The sequence below is a fragment of the Herbiconiux sp. genome (assembly GCF_004297105.1).
In the GTDB taxonomy this organism is placed as follows: domain Bacteria; phylum Actinomycetota; class Actinomycetes; order Actinomycetales; family Microbacteriaceae; genus Herbiconiux.
Map to the genome: position 1 here is coordinate 665,658 of NZ_SCVE01000012.1, position 21,063 is coordinate 686,720.

Annotated in this window: 24 protein-coding genes; 15 read left to right on the forward strand and 9 right to left on the reverse strand. The window is 68.1% G+C overall.

The features are described 5' to 3' along the window. Position 1: 1 nt before the first annotated feature. Complete coding sequence (locus tag EPO52_RS09545) at positions 2–532, reverse strand: low molecular weight protein-tyrosine-phosphatase (protein ID WP_290805237.1); 531 nt, start codon at positions 530–532, stop codon at positions 2–4. A 42-nt stretch (positions 533–574) separates the two neighbouring features. After that, entirely contained in the window at positions 575–976 is a 402-nt protein-coding gene (locus tag EPO52_RS09550; RefSeq protein ID WP_290805240.1) for a phage holin family protein, read from the reverse strand. A gap of 46 nt (positions 977–1,022) precedes the next feature. Here EPO52_RS09550 and EPO52_RS09555 point away from each other — a divergent pair, with 46 nt between their 5' ends. From EPO52_RS09555 to EPO52_RS09595, 9 genes are all read left to right on the forward strand, one after another. Beyond that, complete coding sequence (locus EPO52_RS09555) at positions 1,023–1,604, forward strand: GNAT family protein (RefSeq protein WP_290805243.1); 582 nt, start codon at positions 1,023–1,025, stop codon at positions 1,602–1,604. A 44-nt stretch (positions 1,605–1,648) separates the two neighbouring features. Beyond that, entirely contained in the window at positions 1,649–2,770 is a 1,122-nt protein-coding gene (locus tag EPO52_RS09560) for a histidinol-phosphate transaminase (RefSeq protein WP_290805246.1), read from the forward strand. 31 nt (positions 2,771–2,801) lie between these two features. Next, positions 2,802–3,929, forward strand: a complete 1,128-nt coding sequence (locus EPO52_RS09565) for a thiamine pyrophosphate-dependent dehydrogenase E1 component subunit alpha (protein ID WP_290805249.1) — start codon at positions 2,802–2,804, stop codon at positions 3,927–3,929. An 83-nt stretch (positions 3,930–4,012) separates the two neighbouring features. Next, positions 4,013–4,972 carry an alpha-ketoacid dehydrogenase subunit beta gene (locus EPO52_RS09570; RefSeq protein WP_290806185.1) on the forward strand — a complete coding sequence of 320 codons (960 nt, stop codon included), beginning with the start codon at positions 4,013–4,015 and terminating at the stop codon, positions 4,970–4,972. Between the two features lie 11 nt (positions 4,973–4,983). Further along, positions 4,984–6,396: a 2-oxo acid dehydrogenase subunit E2 gene (locus EPO52_RS09575; RefSeq protein WP_290805252.1), complete on the forward strand. Its 1,413-nt coding sequence runs from the start codon at positions 4,984–4,986 to the stop codon at positions 6,394–6,396. Between the two features lie 42 nt (positions 6,397–6,438). Next, positions 6,439–7,344 (forward strand): zinc ABC transporter substrate-binding protein, encoded by a 906-nt coding sequence (locus EPO52_RS09580; protein ID WP_290805255.1) that lies wholly within the window; start codon positions 6,439–6,441, stop codon positions 7,342–7,344. Positions 7,345–7,386: 42 nt separating this feature from the next. Continuing rightward, positions 7,387–8,241, forward strand: a complete 855-nt coding sequence (locus tag EPO52_RS09585) for a metal ABC transporter ATP-binding protein (protein ID WP_290805258.1) — start codon at positions 7,387–7,389, stop codon at positions 8,239–8,241. Continuing rightward, positions 8,238–9,137: a metal ABC transporter permease gene (locus EPO52_RS09590; RefSeq protein WP_290805261.1), complete on the forward strand. Its 900-nt coding sequence runs from the start codon at positions 8,238–8,240 to the stop codon at positions 9,135–9,137. The genes EPO52_RS09585 and EPO52_RS09590 overlap by 4 nt, the downstream gene beginning before the upstream one ends. Next, entirely contained in the window at positions 9,134–9,520 is a 387-nt protein-coding gene (locus EPO52_RS09595) for a transcriptional repressor (protein ID WP_290805264.1), read from the forward strand. Before EPO52_RS09590 ends, EPO52_RS09595 begins: the two co-directional genes overlap by 4 nt. A gap of 39 nt (positions 9,521–9,559) precedes the next feature. Here the strand turns inward: EPO52_RS09595 and EPO52_RS09600 are convergent, their stop codons facing one another. From EPO52_RS09600 to EPO52_RS09630, 7 genes are read right to left on the reverse strand one after another with little or no spacing between them, the layout of a single operon-like run. Beyond that, on the reverse strand, positions 9,560–10,573 hold the full coding sequence (locus EPO52_RS09600; RefSeq protein ID WP_290805267.1) for an Lrp/AsnC family transcriptional regulator: 1,014 nt from the start codon (positions 10,571–10,573) through the stop codon (positions 9,560–9,562). Positions 10,574–10,575: 2 nt separating this feature from the next. Beyond that, complete coding sequence (locus EPO52_RS09605) at positions 10,576–11,505, reverse strand: alpha/beta hydrolase (protein ID WP_290805269.1); 930 nt, start codon at positions 11,503–11,505, stop codon at positions 10,576–10,578. 43 nt (positions 11,506–11,548) lie between these two features. Next, the gene (locus tag EPO52_RS09610) at positions 11,549–12,757 is read right to left on the reverse strand and encodes a Xaa-Pro peptidase family protein (protein WP_290805273.1); all 1,209 of its coding nucleotides are present in this window, start codon (positions 12,755–12,757) and stop codon (positions 11,549–11,551) included. Between the two features lie 8 nt (positions 12,758–12,765). Next, on the reverse strand, positions 12,766–13,677 hold the full coding sequence (locus EPO52_RS09615) for an ABC transporter permease (RefSeq protein WP_290805276.1): 912 nt from the start codon (positions 13,675–13,677) through the stop codon (positions 12,766–12,768). After that, entirely contained in the window at positions 13,674–14,636 is a 963-nt protein-coding gene (locus EPO52_RS09620; RefSeq protein WP_290805279.1) for an ABC transporter permease, read from the reverse strand. The genes EPO52_RS09615 and EPO52_RS09620 overlap by 4 nt, the downstream gene beginning before the upstream one ends. A 15-nt stretch (positions 14,637–14,651) precedes the next feature. Then, positions 14,652–16,265, reverse strand: coding sequence for an ABC transporter substrate-binding protein (locus tag EPO52_RS09625; RefSeq protein ID WP_290805282.1), 1,614 nt, complete (start codon positions 16,263–16,265; stop codon positions 14,652–14,654). Continuing rightward, positions 16,266–17,474, reverse strand: a complete 1,209-nt coding sequence (locus tag EPO52_RS09630) for a membrane dipeptidase (protein ID WP_290805285.1) — start codon at positions 17,472–17,474, stop codon at positions 16,266–16,268. It lies immediately after the preceding gene. 203 nt (positions 17,475–17,677) lie between these two features. Here EPO52_RS09630 and EPO52_RS09635 point away from each other — a divergent pair, with 203 nt between their 5' ends. The 6 genes from EPO52_RS09635 to EPO52_RS09660 all read left to right on the forward strand — a co-directional run bounded on the left by EPO52_RS09635 (position 17,678) and on the right by EPO52_RS09660 (position 20,984). Beyond that, positions 17,678–18,700 carry an ABC transporter ATP-binding protein gene (locus tag EPO52_RS09635; RefSeq protein ID WP_290805287.1) on the forward strand — a complete coding sequence of 341 codons (1,023 nt, stop codon included), beginning with the start codon at positions 17,678–17,680 and terminating at the stop codon, positions 18,698–18,700. Then, positions 18,684–19,730, forward strand: a complete 1,047-nt coding sequence (locus EPO52_RS09640; RefSeq protein ID WP_290805290.1) for a dipeptide ABC transporter ATP-binding protein — start codon at positions 18,684–18,686, stop codon at positions 19,728–19,730. Before EPO52_RS09635 ends, EPO52_RS09640 begins: the two co-directional genes overlap by 17 nt. Positions 19,731–19,878: 148 nt before the next feature. Next, positions 19,879–20,115 (forward strand): 50S ribosomal protein L28, encoded by a 237-nt coding sequence (rpmB, locus tag EPO52_RS09645; RefSeq protein WP_290805292.1) that lies wholly within the window; start codon positions 19,879–19,881, stop codon positions 20,113–20,115. Further along, positions 20,115–20,282 (forward strand): 50S ribosomal protein L33, encoded by a 168-nt coding sequence (gene rpmG, locus EPO52_RS09650; RefSeq protein WP_022897487.1) that lies wholly within the window; start codon positions 20,115–20,117, stop codon positions 20,280–20,282. Before rpmB ends, rpmG begins: the two co-directional genes overlap by 1 nt. A gap of 4 nt (positions 20,283–20,286) precedes the next feature. Beyond that, complete coding sequence (gene rpsN / locus EPO52_RS09655; protein ID WP_290805300.1) at positions 20,287–20,592, forward strand: 30S ribosomal protein S14; 306 nt, start codon at positions 20,287–20,289, stop codon at positions 20,590–20,592. Between the two features lie 104 nt (positions 20,593–20,696). Then, positions 20,697–20,984, forward strand: coding sequence for an HU family DNA-binding protein (locus EPO52_RS09660; RefSeq protein ID WP_066039861.1), 288 nt, complete (start codon positions 20,697–20,699; stop codon positions 20,982–20,984). Positions 20,985–21,063: the final 79 nt, after the last annotated feature.

Sequence of the window (21,063 nt, forward strand, 5' to 3'; positions counted from 1 at the left end):
GTCAGAGAACAGGATGCGGGGGGCGCCGGAAGGCCGGCTCGAGCTGCCGGAACAGCGCCCGGGAGGAGTGCTCGATCATGCCGAGCACCTGGTCGAACATGGCCGTGTCAGAGTAATAGGGGTCGGGCACATCGGAGCGGCCGGGGTAGTCGGCGTCGAAGCTCAGCAGCAGGCGCACCTTCTGCCGGTTCTCCTCGGTGCCGGCCCACGACTTGAGCACTCGCTCGTGGCTGCGGTCGAGCGCGACCACGAGGTCGAGCGCGTCGAACCAATCGGGATCGAATTGCCGTGCGCGGTGCTGTGAGCCGTCGAACCCCTGCACCCGGAGTGCCTCGACCGTGCGGGGGTCGGCGTGCTCGCCCACATGCCACTCCCCCGTGCCCGCCGACGTGACGACCACACGGTCGCGGAGCCCTGCCTTCTCGACCAGATCGCGCAGCACGATCTCGGCCATGGGCGAACGGCAGATGTTGCCGGTGCACACGACGCAGATGCGGAACGCCTCGTCGTCGTGGTCTCCGGGCTCCGCCATTCCCCTAGTGTCTCATCCGGCCGTGATCTGCCGCAGCCCGGATCAGCGGTTGCGGTTGCCCGCGAGGGGGCGCAGGATCGCGCCGATGATGGCGTTCAGGATGGCGAGCACCAGCGCGCCGAGCACCGTCCACCAGAAGCTCTCGAGGGTGAGGCCGAAGCCGAACCAGCCGGTGACCACCGCGACGAGCCAGAGCAGGAGCGCATTCACGAAGAGCGAGATGATGCCGAGCGTGAGGATGTAGAGCGGGAACGCGACCACGCGGATGATGGTGCCGATGAGCCCGTTCACGATGCCGAAGACGAGCGCCACGATCAGGTAGGTGACGATGGTGGCGAAGGTGCCCCCGTCGCCCAGCGGATCGATCTTGACACCGGCCACGATCAGGGTCGTGAGCCAGAGGGCGATCGCGTTCGCGACCAGGGAGACGAGGAATCTGCGCATGCCCCCACTATCCCAGACCGGGTCAGTGCTCGCATAGGGTCGGAGCATGGCTGAAACCGTGCCCTGGGCGCCCGAGTACCCCGTCGAGACCTCGCGGCTCCTCCTCCGCCCCCACCGCCTCGACGACTTCGATGACCTGACCCGCTATCACTCCGACCCGGAGGTGGTGCGCTACATCCCCTGGCCGGTCCGCACCCCCGAGCAGACGCGGGAGGCGCTCGCCGCACGAACCCGCCAGGGTGTGGTGTTCGAGCCGGGCCAGTGGCTCGTTCTGGCCATCGAGCTGAAGGGCCAGCAGCGGGTGATCGGCGAGATGCTGCTGAAGTACGAGAGCGATACGGATGCCACGGGCGAGCTGGGCTACGCGATCGCCGCCGACATGGGCGGTCAGGGGTACGCCACCGAGGCCGCCGAGGCGATGCTCGAGTTGGCCTTCGGGCGCTTCGGACTGCACCGGGTGATCGCCCGCCTCGACGCGCGGAACGGCGCATCCGCTGCTCTGCTTCGCCGAGTGGGGATGCGCCAGGAGGCTCATCACCGGGAGGACGAGTTCTTCAAAGGCGAGTGGACCGACACCCTGGTGTTCGCGATGCTCGCCGACGAGTGGCGCGCCGCTCACGAGGGCTGAACATATTCCGCTGACGTGATGTGAGCCCGAACTAGACTGACCGGATGAGTTCCGGCATCGATCTCCCTTCGGGCGCGCCCGCGGCGCCGCCCGTGAAGCTGAGGCCAGAGATCCTCGCGCTGCCCGCCTACAAGCAGGGCAAGGCGGCTCCGACCGGCTTCAAGCTGTCGAGCAACGAGAACCCGTTCGAGCCCCTGCCCGGTGTGCTCGACGTGGTCGATGCCGCCACCCGGCAGTTGCACCGCTATCCGAACGCCGCCGCGCCAGAGATCACCGCGCGTCTGGCCGAGGAGTGGGGCGTGGAGCCCGACGAGGTGATCGTGGCCGCGGGCTCGGTGGCGCTGCTGATGCAGTTCACCATGGCCGCCGCAGGTCACGGCGACGAAGTCGTGTACTCCTGGCGCTCGTTCGAGGTGTACCCGTGGATGACCGTGCTGCCCGGCGCAACGGCCGTGCCCGTGCCGAACACACCCGACCACCGTCACGACCTCGATGCGATGGCCGCGGCGATCACCGATCGCACCCGGCTGGTGCTCGTGTGCAGCCCCAACAACCCCACCTCCACCGTGGTCACCGCGGCCGAGTTCGAGCGATTCATGGATCGGGTGCCGGGCGATGTGCTCGTCATCCTCGACGAGGCCTACGCCGAGTTCGTCACAGACACGGATGCCGTCTCAGGCCGGGCACTCGTGCGCCGCTACCCGAACCTCGTGATCCTCCGCACCTTCTCCAAGGCCTACGGACTGGCGGGGCTGCGGATCGGCTACGGCATCGGCTCCCCCGCCATCCTCGCCGCCGCCCGCACCACGATCGTGCCGCTCAGCCTCACCGATCACGCCCAGGTGGCCGCGCTCGCCTCGCTCGACCGGGGCGAGGAGCTGAAGGCGCGCGTCGACGACATCGCCGCCCGCCGCGACCTCGTGTACGAGGCGCTCGTCGCCCAGGGCTGGAGCGACGTGCCGCGCCCGCACGGCAACTTCATCTGGTTCCCCACGGGCCGGCACACCGCTGAGGCGATCGAGATCTTCCAGTCCCACGGCATCATCGCCCGCGCCTACCTGCCCGACGGCGTACGCCTGTCGATCGGCGAGGAGGAGTCGGTGGAGAAGCTCCTCGCCGCTTCGGAAGAGATCTTCCGCAGCATCTCAGAAGACGTTCGGAGGTAGCCCGATGGCCCCGTCCACATCCTTGGATCCGATGCCCGCGGAGTCCACGCCCACGGTGCAGTTCCTCACCCCCGAGGGAGAGCTGGTCACGAGCGCGCCGGCGGAGGAGTACGCGCCGTACCTCGAGCGCCTGACGGACGACGACCTGCGCGCGTTCTACCGGCACATGGCCGTGGTGCGCCGCTTCGACCTCGAGGGCGCGAACCTGCAGCGGCAGGGCGAGATGGCGCTCTGGGTGCCGAGCCACGGCCAGGAGGCGGCCCAGGTGGGTTCGGCCTTCGCGGCGCGCACGCAGGACCACATCTTCCCGTCCTACCGCGAGCACGCCGTGGGTCTCGTGCGTGGTATCGACGTGCTCTCGATCGTCGAGCTGCTGCGCGGCAACACCCACGGCGGGTGGGATCCGACCGACCCCACCAACGGCAACTTCCACGGCTACTGCCTCGTGATCGGCTCGCACTCCCTGCACGCCACGGGCTACGCCATGGGCATGCAGCGCGACGGCGTCGTGGGTACGGGCGACCCCGAGGTGGATGCCGCGGTGCTCTGCTACTTCGGCGACGGCGCCACCTCCCAGGGCGACGTGAGCGAGGCCTTCGTGTTCTCGGCCTCGAGCCAGACCCCCAACGTCTTCTTCCTGCAGAACAACCACTGGGCCATCTCGGTGCCCGTGCGGGTGCAGTCGCGCACCCCGCTCTACCTGCGGTCGCGCGGTTTCGGCATCCCGAGCGTGCAGATCGACGGCAACGACGTGCTCGCCAGCTATGCGGTCACCGCGAAGCACCTGGATGACGCCCGCTCGGGCAAGGGCCCGCAGTTCATCGAGGCCCTCACCTACCGCGTGGGCGCGCACACCTCGTCCGACGACCCCACGAAGTACCGCGACGAAGACGTGCACAACCTCTGGGTCAGCCGCGACCCCATCACGCGCTTCGAGAAGTACTTGCGGGCCAAGGGCGAGGGCGACGCGTACTTCGACGAGGTGCGCGTCGAGGCAGACGACTTCGCGGCCGACATCCGTCGTCGCACCCTGGTTCTCGAGGCGCCGCCGATCGGCACGATGTTCGACCACGTGTACTCGGAGCCGCACCCCGTGCTGGCCGAGCAGAAGCTGTGGCTGGAACGCTACGAGGCCTCGTTCGAGGAGGAGCAGGCATGAGCCCCACCGAATCCACCCCGGCCGTCTCATCCGCAACCGCCGCGCCCGGGGGTGCGGCCGCTGCGCGGGTCGAGGAGCTGCCCATGGTCAAGGCTCTGAACGCGGGTCTTCGCCAGGCGCTCGCCGACGACCCCAAGGTGCTGCTGATGGGCGAGGACATCGGGCCGCTCGGCGGCGTGTTCCGCGTCACCGAGGGACTGCAGGCCGAGTTCGGCCGCGACCGGGTGGTCGACACCCCGCTCGCCGAGTCGGGCATCATCGGCACCGCCATCGGATTGGCGCTTCGCGGCTACCGCCCGGTGTGCGAGATCCAGTTCGACGGCTTCATCTACCCCGGCTTCGACCAGATCACCTCGCAGCTCGCGAAGCTCACCAACCGCGGCGGCGGAGCGTTCTCGATGCCCGTGGTCATCCGGGTGCCGTACGGCGGCCACATCGGCGCCGTCGAGCACCATCAGGAGAGCCCCGAGGCCTACTTCGCCCACACCCCGGGCCTCCGGGTGGTGAGCCCGTCGACCCCGAACGACGCCTACTGGATGATCCAGGAGGCCATCGCCTCGAACGACCCGGTGATGTTCTTCGAGCCGAAGAGCCGCTACTGGCCCAAGGGCCCGGTCGACTTCGCCGGCACCGCCGCCCCGCTGCACGCGAGCCGGGTGGTGCGAACGGGCACCGACGTGACGGTTCTCGCCCACGGAGCAATGGTGGCGGTGCTGATGCAGGCGGCGGAGATCGCGGCAGGCGAGGGAGTGAGCGTCGAGGTGATCGACCTGCGCTCGCTCAGCCCGGTCGACTACGGGCCCATCCTCGAGTCGGTCACGAAGACCGGCCGGCTCGTGGTGGCGCAGGAGGCCTCCGGCTTCGTGAGCGTCGGTTCCGAGATCGCGGCCACGGTCGCGGAGCGCGCCTTCTACTCGCTCACCGCGCCGGTGCTGCGGGTGTCGGGCTTCGACACCCCGTTCCCGCCGGCGAAGCTCGAGACGAAGTTTCTTCCCGACGCCGACCGCGTCATGGAAGCCATCGACCGCGTGATGGCGTACTAGGAGATATCCCCATGAGTTCGTCGCAGTTCCTTCTCCCCGACCCCGGCGAGGGTCTCACCGAGGCCGAGATCGTCGAGTGGAAAGTCGCTCCGGGCGACACCATCGAGATCAATCAGGTGATCGTCGAGATCGAGACCGCCAAGTCGCTCGTCGAGCTGCCCTCGCCGTTCGCCGGTACCGTCGAGGCCCTGCTGGTGGCCGAGGGTGCCACGGTCGAGGTGGGTGCGCCCATCATCACCGTGACCGATGTCGCGGGCTCGGCTCCGGCTCCGGTCTCGGCCGGAACCGCGGATGCCGCATCCGCCCCGGTGCCACTCCCCCAGGTGATCGTGCACCCCGCCGACATCACGGCCGCCCAGACACTCGCCGACACCGCCGAGGCCACCTCGGCCGCCGAGAGCTCGTCGTCGGGTGCCGTTCTCGTGGGCTACGGCATCAAGGGCCACGTGGCGAGCCGTCGCACGGGCCGCGCGCGCCGTCCCGTTCCCGCCATCGGCGAGGCTCCGGATGCCGCCCGCACAGGCGCCCCGCGCATCGCCCGGGCGATGCAGCCCATCCCGGGCGTCCCCGTGATCGCCAAGCCGCCCATCCGCAAGCTGGCGAAAGACCTCGGCGTCGACCTCAACGAGGTGACGCCCACCGGGGTGATCGGCGACATCACGCGGGAGGACGTCATCCGGCACGCCGACCAGGCGAAGGTGTTCCACAACATCGAGACGCCGCAGTGGGCGCCCGTGCGCGAGGAGCGCATCCCGGTGAAGGGCGTTCGCAAGCAGATCGCGAAGGCGATGGTGACGAGCGCGTTCACCGCGCCGCACGTGAGCCTGTTCGTCGACGTCGACGCCACCCGCACCATGGAGTACGTCAAGCGACTCAAGACGTCGCCCGACTTCACCGGGGTCAAGGTGTCGCCTCTTCTCATCATGGCGAAGGCCATCATCTGGGCGGTGCGCCGCAACCCGATGGTGAACACGGTCTTCACCGAGAAGGAGATCATCGTGCGCAACTACGTGAACCTCGGCATCGCCGCGGCCACGCCGCGCGGGCTGATCGTGCCGAACGTGAAAGACGCCCACGACATGACCATGCTGCAGCTGGCGGGCGCGCTCGAGAGTCTCACCCTCACGGCCCGCGAAGGCCGCACCTCCCCCGCCGACATGGCCGACGGCACCATCACGATCACGAACATCGGGGTGTTCGGCATGGACACCGGCACCCCCATCCTGAACCCCGGCGAGGCCGCCATCGTGGCACTCGGCACCATCAAGCAGCGCCCGTGGGTGGTCGATGGCGAGGTCCGACCCCGCTTCGTCACCACCATCGGCGCCAGCTTCGATCACCGCGTGGTCGATGGCGACGTGGCCAGCCGGTTCGTGGCGGACGTCGCATCCATCATCGAGGAGCCGGCTCTGCTGCTCGACTGACCTCGATTTGGTATTGAAAATCATTATCAATAGAGTGAGGGTGTGAAGAAGAGCACTCTCCTGGTTCCCCTGTTCGCCGGCGTGGCCGCACTCGCACTCGCGGGCTGCTCCACCAGCCCCACCGCGGCCGACTCCGGCGCGGCGGATGGCATCCGCGTGGTGGCCTCCACCAACGTCTACGGCAGCATCGCCGAGGCCGTGGGCGGCGACGCCGTCGCGGTGACGTCGATCATCGACGACCCGAGCAAAGACCCGCACGAGTACCAGGCCGACGGCCAGAACCAGCTGGCCGTGTCGAAGGCGCAGGTCGTGATCGAGAACGGCGGCGGCTACGACGACTTCATCGACACCATGCTGTCGGCCGCATCCGGCTCCGACCCCGCCGTGCTGAACGTGACCGACATCTCCGGACTCGAGCAGGAGGGGTTCAACGAGCACCTCTGGTACGACTTCCCCACCATGCAGAAGCTCGTCGACTCCCTGGTGACCGAGTTCTCGAGCCTCGACCCGTCCGAGGCCACGACATTCGAGGCCAACGGCGAGGCCGCCAAGGCGAAGCTCGCCGATCTCGAGGCGGGAGAGGCGGCCATCAAGGCCTCCCACGCGGGCGAGGGCGTCGCCATCACCGAGCCGGTGCCGCTGTACCTCCTCGCCGCCGCGGGCCTCGACGACGAGACCCCCGACGCCTTCAGCGAAGCGATCGAGGAGGGAACGGATGTTCCGCCCCTCGTGCTGCAGGAGACCCTCGCGCTCTTCGACGCGAAGTCCGTCGCGCTGCTGGTGTACAACGAGCAGACCGGCGGTCCGCAGACCGACGCGGTGATCGCTGCGGCGGAGAAGAACGGCATCCCCACCGTGGCCGTGACCGAGACCATGCCCGTCGGCACCGACTACTTCAGCTGGATGCAGGCCAACATCGACGCGGTCTCCTCCGCGCTCGCGGGCTGAGTGCGCGACGAGCGCGCACGGGCAGGGCAGTAGGGTTTGACGGTGACCGATCCGGTGCTGACCCTGCGTGACGCGAGCCTGTCATTCGGCCCGCGCACGCTGTGGTCGCATCTCGACCTCGACGTGGCACCGGGTGAGTTCATCGCGGTGCTGGGGTCGAACGGATCCGGCAAGTCGAGCCTCTTGAAGGCCATCCTCGGGCAGCAGAAGCTCACCTCGGGCCGCATCGACGTGCTCGGCGCACCCGGCCGGAGGGGCGACCGCCGGATCGGCTACGTGCCACAGCAGAAGCTCGCTCCCGATGGAACGCCCTTGCGCGCTCGCGACCTGGTAGCCCTCGGTCTCACCGGCCACCGCTGGGGGGTGCCGCTGCCCTCCGCCGCGCGCCGCCGCGAGGTGGATACCCTGCTCGCGGCCGTAGGAGCCACCGAGTACGCCCAGGTCGGCGTCTCCACCCTCTCCGGAGGTGAGCAGCAGCGGCTGCGCATCGGTCAGGCTCTCGCCGGCGACCCGCAGCTCCTGCTCTGCGACGAGCCCCTCCTCTCGCTCGACCTCACCCATCAACGCGCGGTGAGCGAACTGATTGACCGGCAGCGGCGCGAGCGCGGCTTCGGCGTGCTCTTCGTCACCCACGACATCAACCCGGTGCTCGACATGGTCGACCGGGTGCTGTACCTCGCCGACGGCGGCTTCCGCATCGGCGAGCCCGACGAGGTGCTGCGCTCAGAGGTGCTGAGCGAGCTCTACGGTTCACAGGTCGACGTCATCCGCGCACACGGTCGCGTGATCGTGGTGGGGACCACGGATGGCGTGCACGGCCACCCCGACGACCACCTGGCCCACCACGACGAGCACGACGACGATGCCGGGTCGGGCCTACGGGGGGTGCTGCCGTGAGCGGTGACTTCTGGTCGCAGGTCTTCAACTTCGCCGACTACGGCGAGCTGCTGGGTCTGCTGCACAACTCGATCATCGCGGGCGCGGTGCTCGGCATCGTGGGCGGCCTGATCGGCGTGTTCGTGATGTCACGCGACATGGCATTCGCCGTTCACGGCATCAGCGAGCTCTCGTTCGCGGGCGCCGCCGCCGGCCTGCTCTTCGGGGTGGGAGTGGTGGAGGGCTCGATCATCGGATCGATCATCGCCGCGCTGCTGATCGGCCTGCTCGGCGCCCGGGCGCGCGACCGCAACTCGATCATCGCGGTGCTGATGCCGTTCGGCCTCGGCCTCGGCATCCTGTGCCTCTCGCTCTACCCGGGTCGTTCGGCCAACAAGTTCGGGCTGCTCACCGGGCAGATCGTGGCGGTCGACGACCCCAAGCTGAACTCCCTCATCGCGATCTCGATCGTGGTGGTGCTTGGCCTCATCCTCGTGTGGCGGCCGCTCACCTTCGCGAGCGTCGACGCGGATGTCGCCTCCGCCCGCGGTGTGCCGGTGCGCGGCCTCTCGATCTTCTTCATGCTGCTGCTCGGCCTCGCGGTGGCCGTCTCGGTGCAGATCGTGGGCTCGCTGCTGGTGCTCTCGATCCTCGTCACGCCCGCAGCCGCGGCCCTTCGCCTCTCGTCGTCGCCGATCGTGGTGCCGTTGCTCTCGACCCTGTTCGCGGTGACGTCGCTCGTGGGTGGGATCATGCTGGCGCTCGGCGCATCCGTGCCGATCAGCCCCTATGTCACCACCATCTCGTTCGCCATCTACGTGGTCTGCCGGCTCATCGCCTGGCGCCGCGGAGCCGGCACGGGGAGAATGACGGATGCCGGGCACGCGACACCGGCACGGAAGGCGGTGCGGTCGTGAAACGCAACACATGGCAGCGTGAGGCGGTGCGGAGCGCCCTCGGCACCCAGATGGGCTTCGTGAGCGCGCAGAGCCTGCACTCCTCCTTGAAGGGCTCCGGCTCGCAGATCGGTCTGGCCACGGTGTACCGCGCACTGGCCGATCTGGCCCAGGAGGGTGAAGCCGATTCGTTGCAGTCGCCCGAGGGTGAGTCGCTGTACCGCGCCTGCTCGCTGGCGCACCATCACCACCTCATCTGCCGCAGCTGCGGGCTCACGGTGGAGATCGAGGCCGACGAAGTGGAGGCGTGGGCACAGCGCACCGCAGCCCTGCACGGGTTCAGCCGGCCGGAACACGTGGTCGACATCTTCGGCTTCTGCTCGGCCTGCGTCCCTCCCCAGTAGCCGGGTCCGGCGGTCGGGCCGACCGCCCCTGCATCCGCCTCAGGCCGGCGGGGCCACCTGGCTGCGCCACCACGGCGTCTCGATGAAGCCGCGCTTGAGGAAGAGCAGCTCCATCGACGCCGTCCAGCCCTCCACGCCGTCGAGCCGCGAGAGCGTCGACGTGATGAACGAGTACAGCTCGTTCGTCGAGGGCAGGATGACCTCGCAGAACAAGGCGTTCTCGTCGAGGGTGGCGGCGAGATAGCGGATGGCAGGATGCTTCGCGAGCTCGCGGGCCACCGCATCCATCTGCGACGGCGACACCTTCACGGTGAGCAGGGTCTCCGCCCCCATGCCGAGCGCGGGGGCGGGCACGAGGGTCAGGATGTCGATGCACTGCGCGTTGCGCAGCCGCTCGAAGCGGCGCCGCACGCTCGACTCGTTCATGCCCACGCGGTCGGCCACCGCCTGGAAGGTCTCCCGGCCGTCGTCGCGCAGTGCGTCGATGATCTTCCAGTCGGAGGAGTCGAAGTGCACCGGGCTGCAGGGTTCCGGCTCGGCCACGTGCTCGAAGTCGCTCGAGATCTCGGGCAGCGAGAGCGTGTCGGCGAAGAGCTGCCGGCCCCAGTCGAACGTGACCTTGTAGATGTGCATCACCAGGTCGCTGCGCCAGCGTTCGACGCCGTCGATCGACTGCAGTTCCTCGAGCAGGTGCGGGTAGTTCGTGGCACCGCCTTTCACCACGAGTTCGGCGATGATGTCGTACTGCCCGGTGACCACGGTGACGAAACGCACGTCGTCGTGGGCCACCAGCTGCTCGGCCACCATCAACTGGGTGCCCGGTGCGCAGTTGATGCGGATGAGGAACGAATCCACCTGGCCCGCCGCCCCGAGGGCGGGGTTCACGGCCACCTTGATCACGCCTGAGCTGAGCAGCGACTGCCCGCGGCGGGTGACGGTGGCGGTGGATGAGCCCACCATCTCCGCGATGGCGCGCCAGCTGGCCCGGCCGTCGTGCTGCATGGCCACCACGATCTTGCGGTCGAGCTCGTCGAGGCTGTCGAGTGCGCGCACGCTCAGGACTCCGTCGTGTGCGCCCCGCCTGACCTCGCCCCGTCTGTCGGCGCCACCCGGTGCAGGAATCTGCGAACGGTCGCTGTCCATAGCTCGGCCTCTTCGATCTGGGGAGAATGCCCGGACTCCTCGAACACCACGAGCTCCGAGTTCGGGATCAGGCTCGCGATGGTCTCGCTACACGATACCGGCGTGATCCAGTCCGTGCGCCCCACCGTGATCAGTGTCGGCACGGTCACCGTCGGCAGAAGGGGCTTCAGGTCGTAGTTCGGGAGGTTCTTCGAGAAGGCGTAGTTGTGCGCCTCGTACCGGTACGGGGTGGCCTGCACCTTCTTCTCCACGGCCGCGGGGTCGTAGTGGAAGTCGTACAGGGGCAGGATCTCGCGCCAGCAGTCGCGCAGATCGTCGTCGTCGCGCACCCGGCCCTCGTCGATGCGGTCGAACTTCTCCATGTCGATCGTGACCCGATCCGATGCCAGGGCGTTCTCCCGGGCGAGGTGCGCGTTGCCGTTGTCGGCGGAGGTGTCGCGCAGCACGACGGCGGTGACCCGGTCGGGATAGCGGATGGCGTACTCCATCGACATGAATCCGCCGTAGGAGCCGCCCGCCATCACGATCGTCTCGGCGCCGATCCACTCGCGCAGACCGTCGATGTCGGCGGCCCACTGCTCGTGGCTGAACTCGCCGGAGCCCTCGCTCTGGCCGGAGCCGCGGGCATCGAACACCACCACCCGGTACTCGTCGGCCAGACGGCCGAAGCTCGCGCGCGGCTCCGCCCGGGAGCCGAGACCGGGAGCGCCGTGGTGCGTGATGATCACTGGAGCGCCCTCGGGGCCGAGCACCTCCACCGCCAGCTCGTTGCCGTTGATGCGCACGCGCTGGGCGGAGCTCGTGGCGGCCGCGAATTCAGGGGAGACGGCGTTCTCGGTCATGGGTGACTCCTGTCTATCTGTGGATCGATGGTGCGGTGGAGCTCTAGAGCGCGATGGTGCAGTCGGTGAGGGAGCGGGGGAAGGCCGTGAGCGGCTCCGATCCCGTCTCGGTCACGAGCATGCTGTCGCTGATGCGGTACCCGGCGTGGCCCGGGATGTAGATGCCCGGTTCGTTCGACACCACCATGCCCGGCTCGAGCACGGTGTCGTCGCCGGCCTCGAGCCACGGCGGCTCGTGCATCCCGAGGCCGATTCCGTGACCCTGACGGTGGCGGATGAACCGGCCCAGACCGGCGTCCTCGATCACGGCGAGGCAGGTGGCATTGGCCGACCGGCACTCGGCACCGGGACGGATGGCCTGCCCACCGACCTCCTGCGCGCGCCGGATGGTCTCGTGGTAGAGCCGCTGCTCGGTGGTCGGCGTGCCGAGTACGAAGGTGCGCTCGCCCTCCACGAAGCGGCCGCCCACGGCGCAGCCGAGGGAGAGCATGAACGTGTCGCCGTCGCGGAGGCGGTAGCCGGAGGGCAGCCCGTGCGGAAAAGCCGAGTTCGCCCCGGCGTAGACGAGGCCACCGGCCAGGGGCGAGACCACGATCACGTCGTCGTGCTCGGCATACATCGTCTTCACGCCGGTACCGGTCACGTGGGCGGCGAGCTCCGACTCGCTCGGCAGCTCGCCGCCGCTCGCGATGGCTCCGGTCAGCAGCGCGACACCGGCCTCGAGCATCACGTCAGTGATGCGGGCGGCCTCGCGATGCAGCGCGATCTCCTCGTCGAACTTGCGGTAGCGCGCACGGGTGACCAGCGTCGTGGCGCGGAAATCGGCATCCGCCAGCTGGCTCGTCGCCGCGGTCTGCCGTTCGTTCGTCATCTGCGTGCTGAACCCCACGCGGAGACCGCGCCCGCTGCCGACGGCACCGGCCAGCGCGGCGAAAGGAGGGCGGATGCCCGGGAACTCCGCGTACGACACGATCTCGGCCCGTGCCGACTGGCGCACGGCGTTCTCGCGCTCGAGCTCCGGCGTCATGAGCACGCACCGGCCGTCGGAGCCGAGCCACACGGCCACCGGGCGTTCGGAGGGGTGGTGGAAGAAACCCGTGAGGTAGGCGACATCCTCGGTGTCGTCGGTGAGCACGGCATCGAAACCCTCGCGCACCAGGAGGTCGCGCACGCGCTCCTGCACGCGATCGAAGAAGGCCGGAGCCAGCGGCTGGCGGAAGCGCCCCTCGGTGGTGGCGGTGGTCGAGGTCACGGATGCTCCTACCGGGCTCGGTTGCGCGGGTTGCGCGCGTCGTTGTAGGCGATCGACAGCAGGGTGGCCGACAGCACGAGGAGGAGGATGGCTATCGACGGGAAGAGGGTCAGCCACCACGCGCTCGACATGGCACCCGACTGCTGCGCCTCGTAGAGGATGCGGCCCCACGACCAGGTGGTGGGATCGCCGAGACCGAGGAACGCGAGGCCGGCGGCGGAGAGCACGGCACGCGACGCGGTGACCACCACCGAGACCACGATCACCGGCGTGACGGCCGGCACGATGTGCTTCGAGATGATCCACAACGGTGACGTGGTCATCAGCCGAGCCGCATCGACGTAGGGCAGATTCACCACGGTGAGCGCCTGAGAGCGCACGAGCCGGGTGACCTCGGGCCAGGAGAAGGCCGCGACCACGCCGATGATCGTGCCGGTGCTCGGACCGATCAGGGCGGCGATCAGGATCATGAGGGGCAGCACGGGCAACGAGAGGGTGAGGTCGACGATCACGCTGATGAAGCCGTCGAGCTTGCGGAAATATGCGCCGAGCACGGCGACGAGTGTGCCGAAGGCGATCGCGATGACCGAGGCGGACACCGCGACCAGCAGACTCTGCTGGGTTCCCCAGATCACCTCGCCCAGCACGTCGCGGCCCAGCGAGTCGGTGCCGAACAGGTAGTCGAGGCTCGGCGGCTTGAGCACATCCGTGCCGTAGCTGGCCGGGTACGGTGCGAGCAGCGGGGCCGCGATCGCCACCACGACCAGGAGGGCCAGGATGCCGAGCGAGATCAGGCCGAGCGGTTCCGTGCGGAAGGCGCGCCAGGTGGCGAGGCCCGCCCGCTCGTTCTCGGTGGCGACCGGCTCGGCCGGTGTGGTCATCCCGACGGTGGCGGCGGGGTCGAATTCGAGAGAGGTCATGAGGTCTTCACCCGGGGGTCGAGGAATCCGTAGACGATGTCGGTGAGCATGTTCGCCACCACCACCGTGATGGCGAGCAGGAGGAAGGCCCCCTGCAGCACCGGGAAGTCGAGTTGCGTGACCGCCTCGTAGATGCCCCGGCCGATGCCGGGGTAGGCGAACACGGTCTCGGTGAGCACGGCACCGCCGACCAGGAAGCCGAGTTGGAGGCCGATCAGGGTCGTCGTGGGCAGCAGCGCATTGCGCAGCGCGTGCTTCCACAGGATGCGGCGGTAGGGCAGTCCGTTCGCCTTCGCGAGCGTGACGTAGTCCTCGCCCAGGGCTTCGATGAGGGTCGACCGCATGGTGAGTACGTAGGAGCCGAGCTGGATGAGCATCAGCGACACCGCGGGGAGCACGAGGTGCGACGCGACGCTGCCGTACCAGTCGAGCCCGTAGGCATCCGTGTCGTAGGCGCCGCCGATGGGCAGCCAGCGCAGGGTGAGCCCGAAGACGAACAGCAGCAGCACGCCGATGCTCGGCACGAAGATCGACTGGCCGGTGACGCCGATCACCTGCACGATCTTGTCGAGGAAGCGTCCCTTCTTCGACGCGGCGAGCACGCCGAGCGGGATGCCGATCGCCGTCGTGAGCACGAGAGCGGTGACGGTGAGCAGCAGGGTCCAGGGCAGTCGCTGCAGCAGCACGTCCATCACCGGCACCGACTGCGTGAACGACACACCGAAGTTGCCCTGGATGAGCTGGGCGAGGTAGAGCCCGTACTGCACGATCAGGGGCTTGTCGAGCCCGTACTGGGTGAGAAGGGCCGCCCGGGCCTCATCCGTCATGTTCGGGCTGGCGACGGCCAGCGCCGGGTCTCCGGGGAGCAGCCGCAGCAGGAGGAACGTCACGGTCACGGCGAACCAGATCGTGAAGACGCTCCTGCCGAGGCGTCGGAGGATGAAGGATGAACGAGGCACGCGGGCGGCCCTTTCCTACTCGGCCTTGTGGGCGCTGGCGAGTGACTCGGGGTTCACGATCGACAGCAGCTCGCTCGGCTTGGTGATGAATCCATCCCACTTGTCGCTGTGCGCGAAGTAGAGATTCTGCGTGTACATGATGTTGTCGTACACGTTGTCGTGCACGATCTTCGCCGCGTCCCGCATGATCTGGATCTTCTCGTCGGTGTCGCTCGTGACGGCACCCTGGGCGATCAGCTCGTTGAGGGCCGGATCGTCGACGTAGGTGTAGTTGATCGCACCACCCGGCAGGTAGGCGAGCGTGAAGTTCGTCACCGGGTCGTCCATGATGGCGAAGTTGCCGGCGTAGATGTCGAAGTCACCGGCGTTCGTCTGGGCGAGGTAGGTGTTGCGCTCCGTGCCCTGCAGCTCGATGGTGATCCCGGCCTTCGCCGCGCTGTCCTTCACGAGCTGCGCCCACTGGCTGGTCACGCTGTCCTGCAGCGAGTAGATCAGCCGGAACGAGACGGGGAAGTTGCCGCTCGAGTCGGCTGTGTAGCCGGCCTCCTCCATGAGCGACCGTGCCTTGTCGGTGTCGAACTCGTACTCGGTGAGCGAGTCGTCGTAGTAGTCGCTCAGCACCGGCATCAGCGGGCTCGACCCGGTCGACACGGCCTGGCCCTGCAGCACCACGGTGCGGATCGCGTCGTAGTCGACGGCGTGCGCGAGCGCCTGCCGCACCTCGAGCTTCGCCAGATCGGGGTTCTGCATGTTGTAGGTCATGTGCGCGTAGCCGAGGCCCACGACCTCCTCGACCTCGATGCCGGAGGAGTTCTTCAGCTGGTCGACCTGCGCCGGGGGCAGCGCGTTCGCGATCACGTCGACCTCGCCGCTCTGCAGCGCCAGGATCTCGGTGTTCACGTCGGGGAAGACCCGGTAGACGACCTTGGCCGGGATGGGCGTGCCGCCCTCGACCATCGGGTAGTCCTCCACACGGTCGAGCTCGTAGCTCTGGCCCACCTGCACCTTGGTGAGGGTGAAGGGACCGGCGCCGACCCAGCCGCCGTCGGATCCGTCGTTCGGGAAGTCGGCCACGGAGGCGGCCTTCTCGAACACGTGCTTCGGAACCACGTTGCCCCAGAACCCGATCTCCTCGATGATCGACGAGTCGGCCTGCGTGAGCTTCACCTCGACGCGGGTGTCGGAGACGGCGGTGGCCGACTCGAAATTCCCCAGCTGGCCGTAGAAGGTGCCGGATGGCGCGTCCTTCTTCACCGCGTTCATGGTCCACGCCACGTCTTCGGCGGTGACGGGCTCGCCGTCGCTCCAGGTGAGGTCGTCGCGGATCTCGTAGAACCCGGTGGTGGCGTCGACGTAGCCCCAGTCGGTGGCCAGCGCCGGCTCCTTCTTGCCGTCGTCGGCGATCGACAGCAGGTGCGGGTACATCAGGTTGGTGATCCAGTAGTCGCTCCGGCTGTTGCCGATCAGCGGGTTGTAGTTCACCACATCCGTCGTCGTCGCGATGGTGAGCGTGTCGGAACCCGCGGATGCGGTGCTCGTCGACGCGGGGGGCGCTGAGGGCGCGCACGCACTCAGGGTGAGGGCGACGCTCGCTGCGAGCGCCGCGGTGACCAGAATTCGTTGTCGCATTTAGACCCAGACCTCCTTCAGGACGCGCATGGTGTTGCCCCCGACGACGGCGCGGATTTCGTCGTCGGAGTAGTTGTGCTTCACGAGCCAGCCGATGATGTTGTAGAACTCCTCGGCCGGGTTCTCCAGGCCGTCGACGTACTCGACCTCCTCGTAGTCCACGTGGCCGTGCGCCTGGCTGATCGAGAGGTTCGACGAGAAGGCGTGGTGCAGTCCCACGTGGTCACCGAACAGCGTGTCAGGTCCGAAGCTCACGTGCTCGAGCCCTACCAGGTCGACGCAGTACTGGAAGTGGTCCATCACCGAGTCGAGCGAGTGCTTCGGATGCGCGGGCGACAGTGTCGTGTGCGGAGCCGCCTCGATGCCGATCACGCCGCCGCGCTTCGCGCACTCGATGATCGTCTCGTCGGTCTTCATCCGGTTGGTGGGCCACAGACCACGGGCGCCGGCGTGGGTGATGAACACGGGCATCGTCGACGCCTTGATCACGTCGACGCAGGTGCGGTCGCCCGAGTGCGAGATGTCGATGGCGATGCCGAGCTTGTTCATGCGCTCGACGGCGCGCTCGCCGAAGTAGGTCAGGCCGCCGTCGCCGCGCTCCTTGAGGCCGGAGCCCAGGGTGTTCTGCTCCGAGTAGGCGATGCCCATCTGGCGTACGCCGAAGCCGTAGAGCACGTCGAGCCGGTCGACCTCGTTCTCGATCATCGTGGCGGCTTCGAGGGCGAACACGTGAGCGACCTTGCCCTCGGCCTGGGCGCGCTCGATGTCCTTCACGGTCTCGGCCTTGATCACGTAATCCTGGTGGGCGAGGTCGGCCATCCGTACGCCGAGGTCGAACAGCACGTCCTGGTACTTCCAGCCGGCATCGCTCGAGATGCAGCAGGTGCCGTCCATCCCGTTGTCGAACACCGCGGTGATGCCCGAGCGCGACAGGCCCTCGTAGCCCGTTGGTTCGCGGCCCTGGCGGATGTGCTCGCGCAGCTGCCCCATGTCTTCGGGGAAGACCTGCACGTGATCGTGCAGCGAGATGACGGTCTCCTCGGCGAGCAGGGTGCGGGTGCGCTCCTCCTCGGCGGCGCTGAGTCCCAGACCCTCATAGGCCGGGACACGGCCGATCTGCTTCGCGTAGGTGAATTCCTTGTAGTCCTTTCCTGCTTCCAGGTAGTCGTAGGCGGTGTAGCCCTTGTAGGCCTCGGCGGGATCAAGCACGCGTGATCTCCTTTACGTGTGTGCGATGTGACGCGGCGTCCGAATTCGCCTGAAAGTTGCGGACGTTCGGCGCCGTAGAACACAATCTCTTCAATATCCGGCAGGTTTGTCAATGTCGATGGTGAAATTCGGCATAGATTTAGCACGCCTGAAACATTTCGGTAACGGTGCCGGGTGAAGATGGAGAGGTGGGAAGAGAGACGATGACGACAGGATCGACCGGTGGGAGCGCCGCGGAGGGGCAGGTGGCCCTCCGTGTCCGCGACCTGAACGTGACCTTCACGGGCGGCGGCCGCGCGGTGCACGCCGTGCGGAACGTCGATCTCGACGTGGCGCGAGGCGAGTTCGTGGCGCTCCTCGGGGAATCGGGATCGGGCAAGTCGGTCACGGCGCGGGCGATCATGGGCCTCACCGACGAGTACACGCGGGTCGAGGCGGCCGAGCTCGTGGTGGCCGGCACCGACATCCTGACCCTCGGCGACGAGAAGCGCCGCCTCATGCGGGGAGAGCGGATGAGCCTCGTGCTGCAGGACGCCCTGTCCGCCCTCAACCCCGTGATGACCATCGGCAACCAGATCGGCGAGCTCTTCCGGGTGCACCGTGGCGCCACGCGCAAGCAGGCGCGAGCGAGTGCGATCGAGCTGCTCGGGCTGGTGGGTATCCCCGCGCCGAAGAACCGGGTCGACGACTACCCGCACCAGTTCTCCGGGGGTATGCGGCAGCGCATCCTGATCGCCATGGCCATCGCCCTGGAGCCCGAGATGCTCATCGCCGACGAGCCCACCACGGCGCTCGACGTCACCGTGCAGGCTCAGATCCTCGATCTGCTGGGCCGCCTCCGCGACCAGCTCGGCATGGGTGTGCTGCTCATCACGCACGACCTCGGCGTGGTGATGGAGGTGGCCGACCGACTGGCCGTCATGTACGCCGGCCGCATCGTGGAGAGCGGCGCGGCCGACACCGTGCTCGGCCTCCCCGCGCATCCGTACACCCAGGCCCTGCTGCGATCGATCCCGGATGCGGCGGTGAAGGGCCAGGAGCTGCTCACCATCCCCGGCTCTCCCCCGAGTCCCGCTCAGACACCGCCCGGATGCTCGTTCAACCCGCGCTGCCACCTCGCGATCGAGGTCTGCCGCACCGAGCGGCCGCCGCTCGTCGACGTCGCACTCGGCCGCGCATCCGCCTGCCACCGCTCGGAGGAGTTGCTCCATGACCTCGTCCACTGAATCCGCCCCGACCTCCGCGGTGCTCTCGCGCGTCGACGGACCTCGGGTCGTGCTGGAGGCCACCGATCTGCGCCGCACCTTCACCGGCGGATCGCGGCTGCGCCCCACGCACGTGTCGGCCGTCGACGGCGTGAGCCTCCGGCTGCACGCCGGCGAGGTGCTCGGCATCGTCGGCGAATCCGGCTGCGGCAAGTCGACGCTCGCCCGCATGCTCGTGGGCCTCGAGAAGCCCGACGGCGGCTCCCTGATCTACCACGGCACCGACGTGACGAGGTCGACCCGGAGCGACCGGAGACTGCTGCGCACCGGAGTGCAGATGATCTTCCAGGATCCCTACACCTCGCTCGACCCCCGGATGACCGTCGGCGACATCATCGCCGAGCCGATGGCGGCGACCCGATCCGCGCCGGCGGCCGTCCGGCGCGCCCGGGTGGCGGAGCTGCTCGGCCTCGTCGGTCTGGCTCCCGAGATGATGTCGCGGTACCCGCACCAGTTCTCCGGCGGGCAGCGGCAGCGCATCGGCATCGCCCGGGCACTCGCCCTCGACCCCGACGTGCTGGTGTGCGACGAGGCCGTCTCCGCTCTGGACGTCTCGGTGCAGGCCCAGGTGATCAACCTGCTCGCCGGGTTGCAGAAGCGGCTGGGCGTCGCGATCGTGTTCATCGCCCATGACCTGTCCGTGGTGCGGCACATCGCCGATCGCGTGGCCGTGATGTACCTCGGCCGCGTCGCCGAGATCGGCGACACGGAGACGGTGTACACCCGCCCCGCGCATCCGTACACCCAGGCGCTGCTCTCGGCCACGCCGTCGCACAGCCTGGCCGACCGGGGCAAGCTGTCTCGCCGCCGCGTGCTGGGTGGGGAGCCGCCCTCGCCCGTCGATCCACCGGCCGGATGCCGCTTCAACCCGCGTTGCTGGCTCGCCACCGACGAGTGCCGCACCGACGCTCCCGCGCTTCGCGGCTTCGAGCTGCGCGACGTGTCGTGCCACCACGCGGAGCAGGCGTTGGCCGAGGCCCGACTTGCCTAGCGGGGCGGCGCTGGCCTAGGATATGCAGGTTGGGTGGAATCCTCCGCCCATTGCGTCCCCGTACGGGTTCTCCGGAATCAGCGACAGGGATGTCGACAAGTCATCTTGGGTGAGGCACTCGTCTCACGGTAACCAAATGGAGGAAACAATGGCAGCAGTGTGCCAGGTGACTGGAGCCGTTCCCGGCTTCGGTCACAACATCTCGCACTCGCACCGGCGCACCAATCGCCGCTTCGACCCGAACGTGCAGAAGAAGAAGTACTACGTCCCGTCGCTTCGCCGCACGGTGACGCTGACGCTTTCGGCTAAGGGCATCAAGGTCATCGACGCCCGTGGAATCGAGTCGGTCGTCAAGGACCTGCTCGCACGTGGGGTGAAGATCTAATGGCAAAGCAGCAGGACGTCCGTCCCATCATCAAGCTCCGCTCGACGGCGGGCACCGGTTACACCTACGTGACCAAGAAGAACCGTCGCAACGACCCCGACCGCCTCGTGCTGAAGAAGTACGACCCGGTCATCCGCAAGCACGTCGACTTCCGAGAGGAGCGGTAAACACATGGCTAAGAAGAGCAAGATTGCCCGTAACGAACAGCGCAAGGTCATCGTGGAGCGGTACGCCGCGAAGCGCCTCGAGCTGAAGAAGGCTCTCGTGAGCCCGACGTCGACCGACGAAGAGCGCGAAGCCGCTCGCCTCGGCCTGCAGAAGCTGCCCCGCAACGCCTCGCCGATCCGCGTTCGCAGCCGCGACGCCGTCGACGGCCGCCCCCGCGGTGTGCTCACGAAGTTCGGAATCTCGCGTGTTCGCTTCCGTGACATGGCTCACCGGGGCGAATTGCCGGGCATTACGAAGTCCAGCTGGTAAATTACCCACGGTCGAACCGACCAACCGAACTGGCCCTGGTGGCCGGGACCGTTCCATGTAAACAGCTGCATCCGCAGCGAAAAGGTCCGAGGAGGACACCTTAAATGGCTGACAAGTCACTGAACAAGACCGAGCTCGTCGCAGCCGTCGCCGCCGCTTCCGGCCAGACGCAGGCTTCCGTCAACGAGGTTCTTGACGCTCTCTTCTCGACGCTGGCCGACTCGGTCGCGTCCGACACCAAGGTCACGATCCCGGGCTGGCTCGCCGTCGAGCGCACCTCGCGTGCCGCTCGCACCGGTCGCAACCCGCAGACGGGCGCCACCATCGAGATCCCGGCCGGTCACTCGGTCAAGATCTCGGCCGGCTCGAAGCTGAAGGCTGCTGCCAAGTAACACCCCCTTCGAAAAGGGCGTCGACCACGGTCGGCGCCCTTTTTGGTTCCCGGGAACCACCCCGCGGGGAATCGCCCAG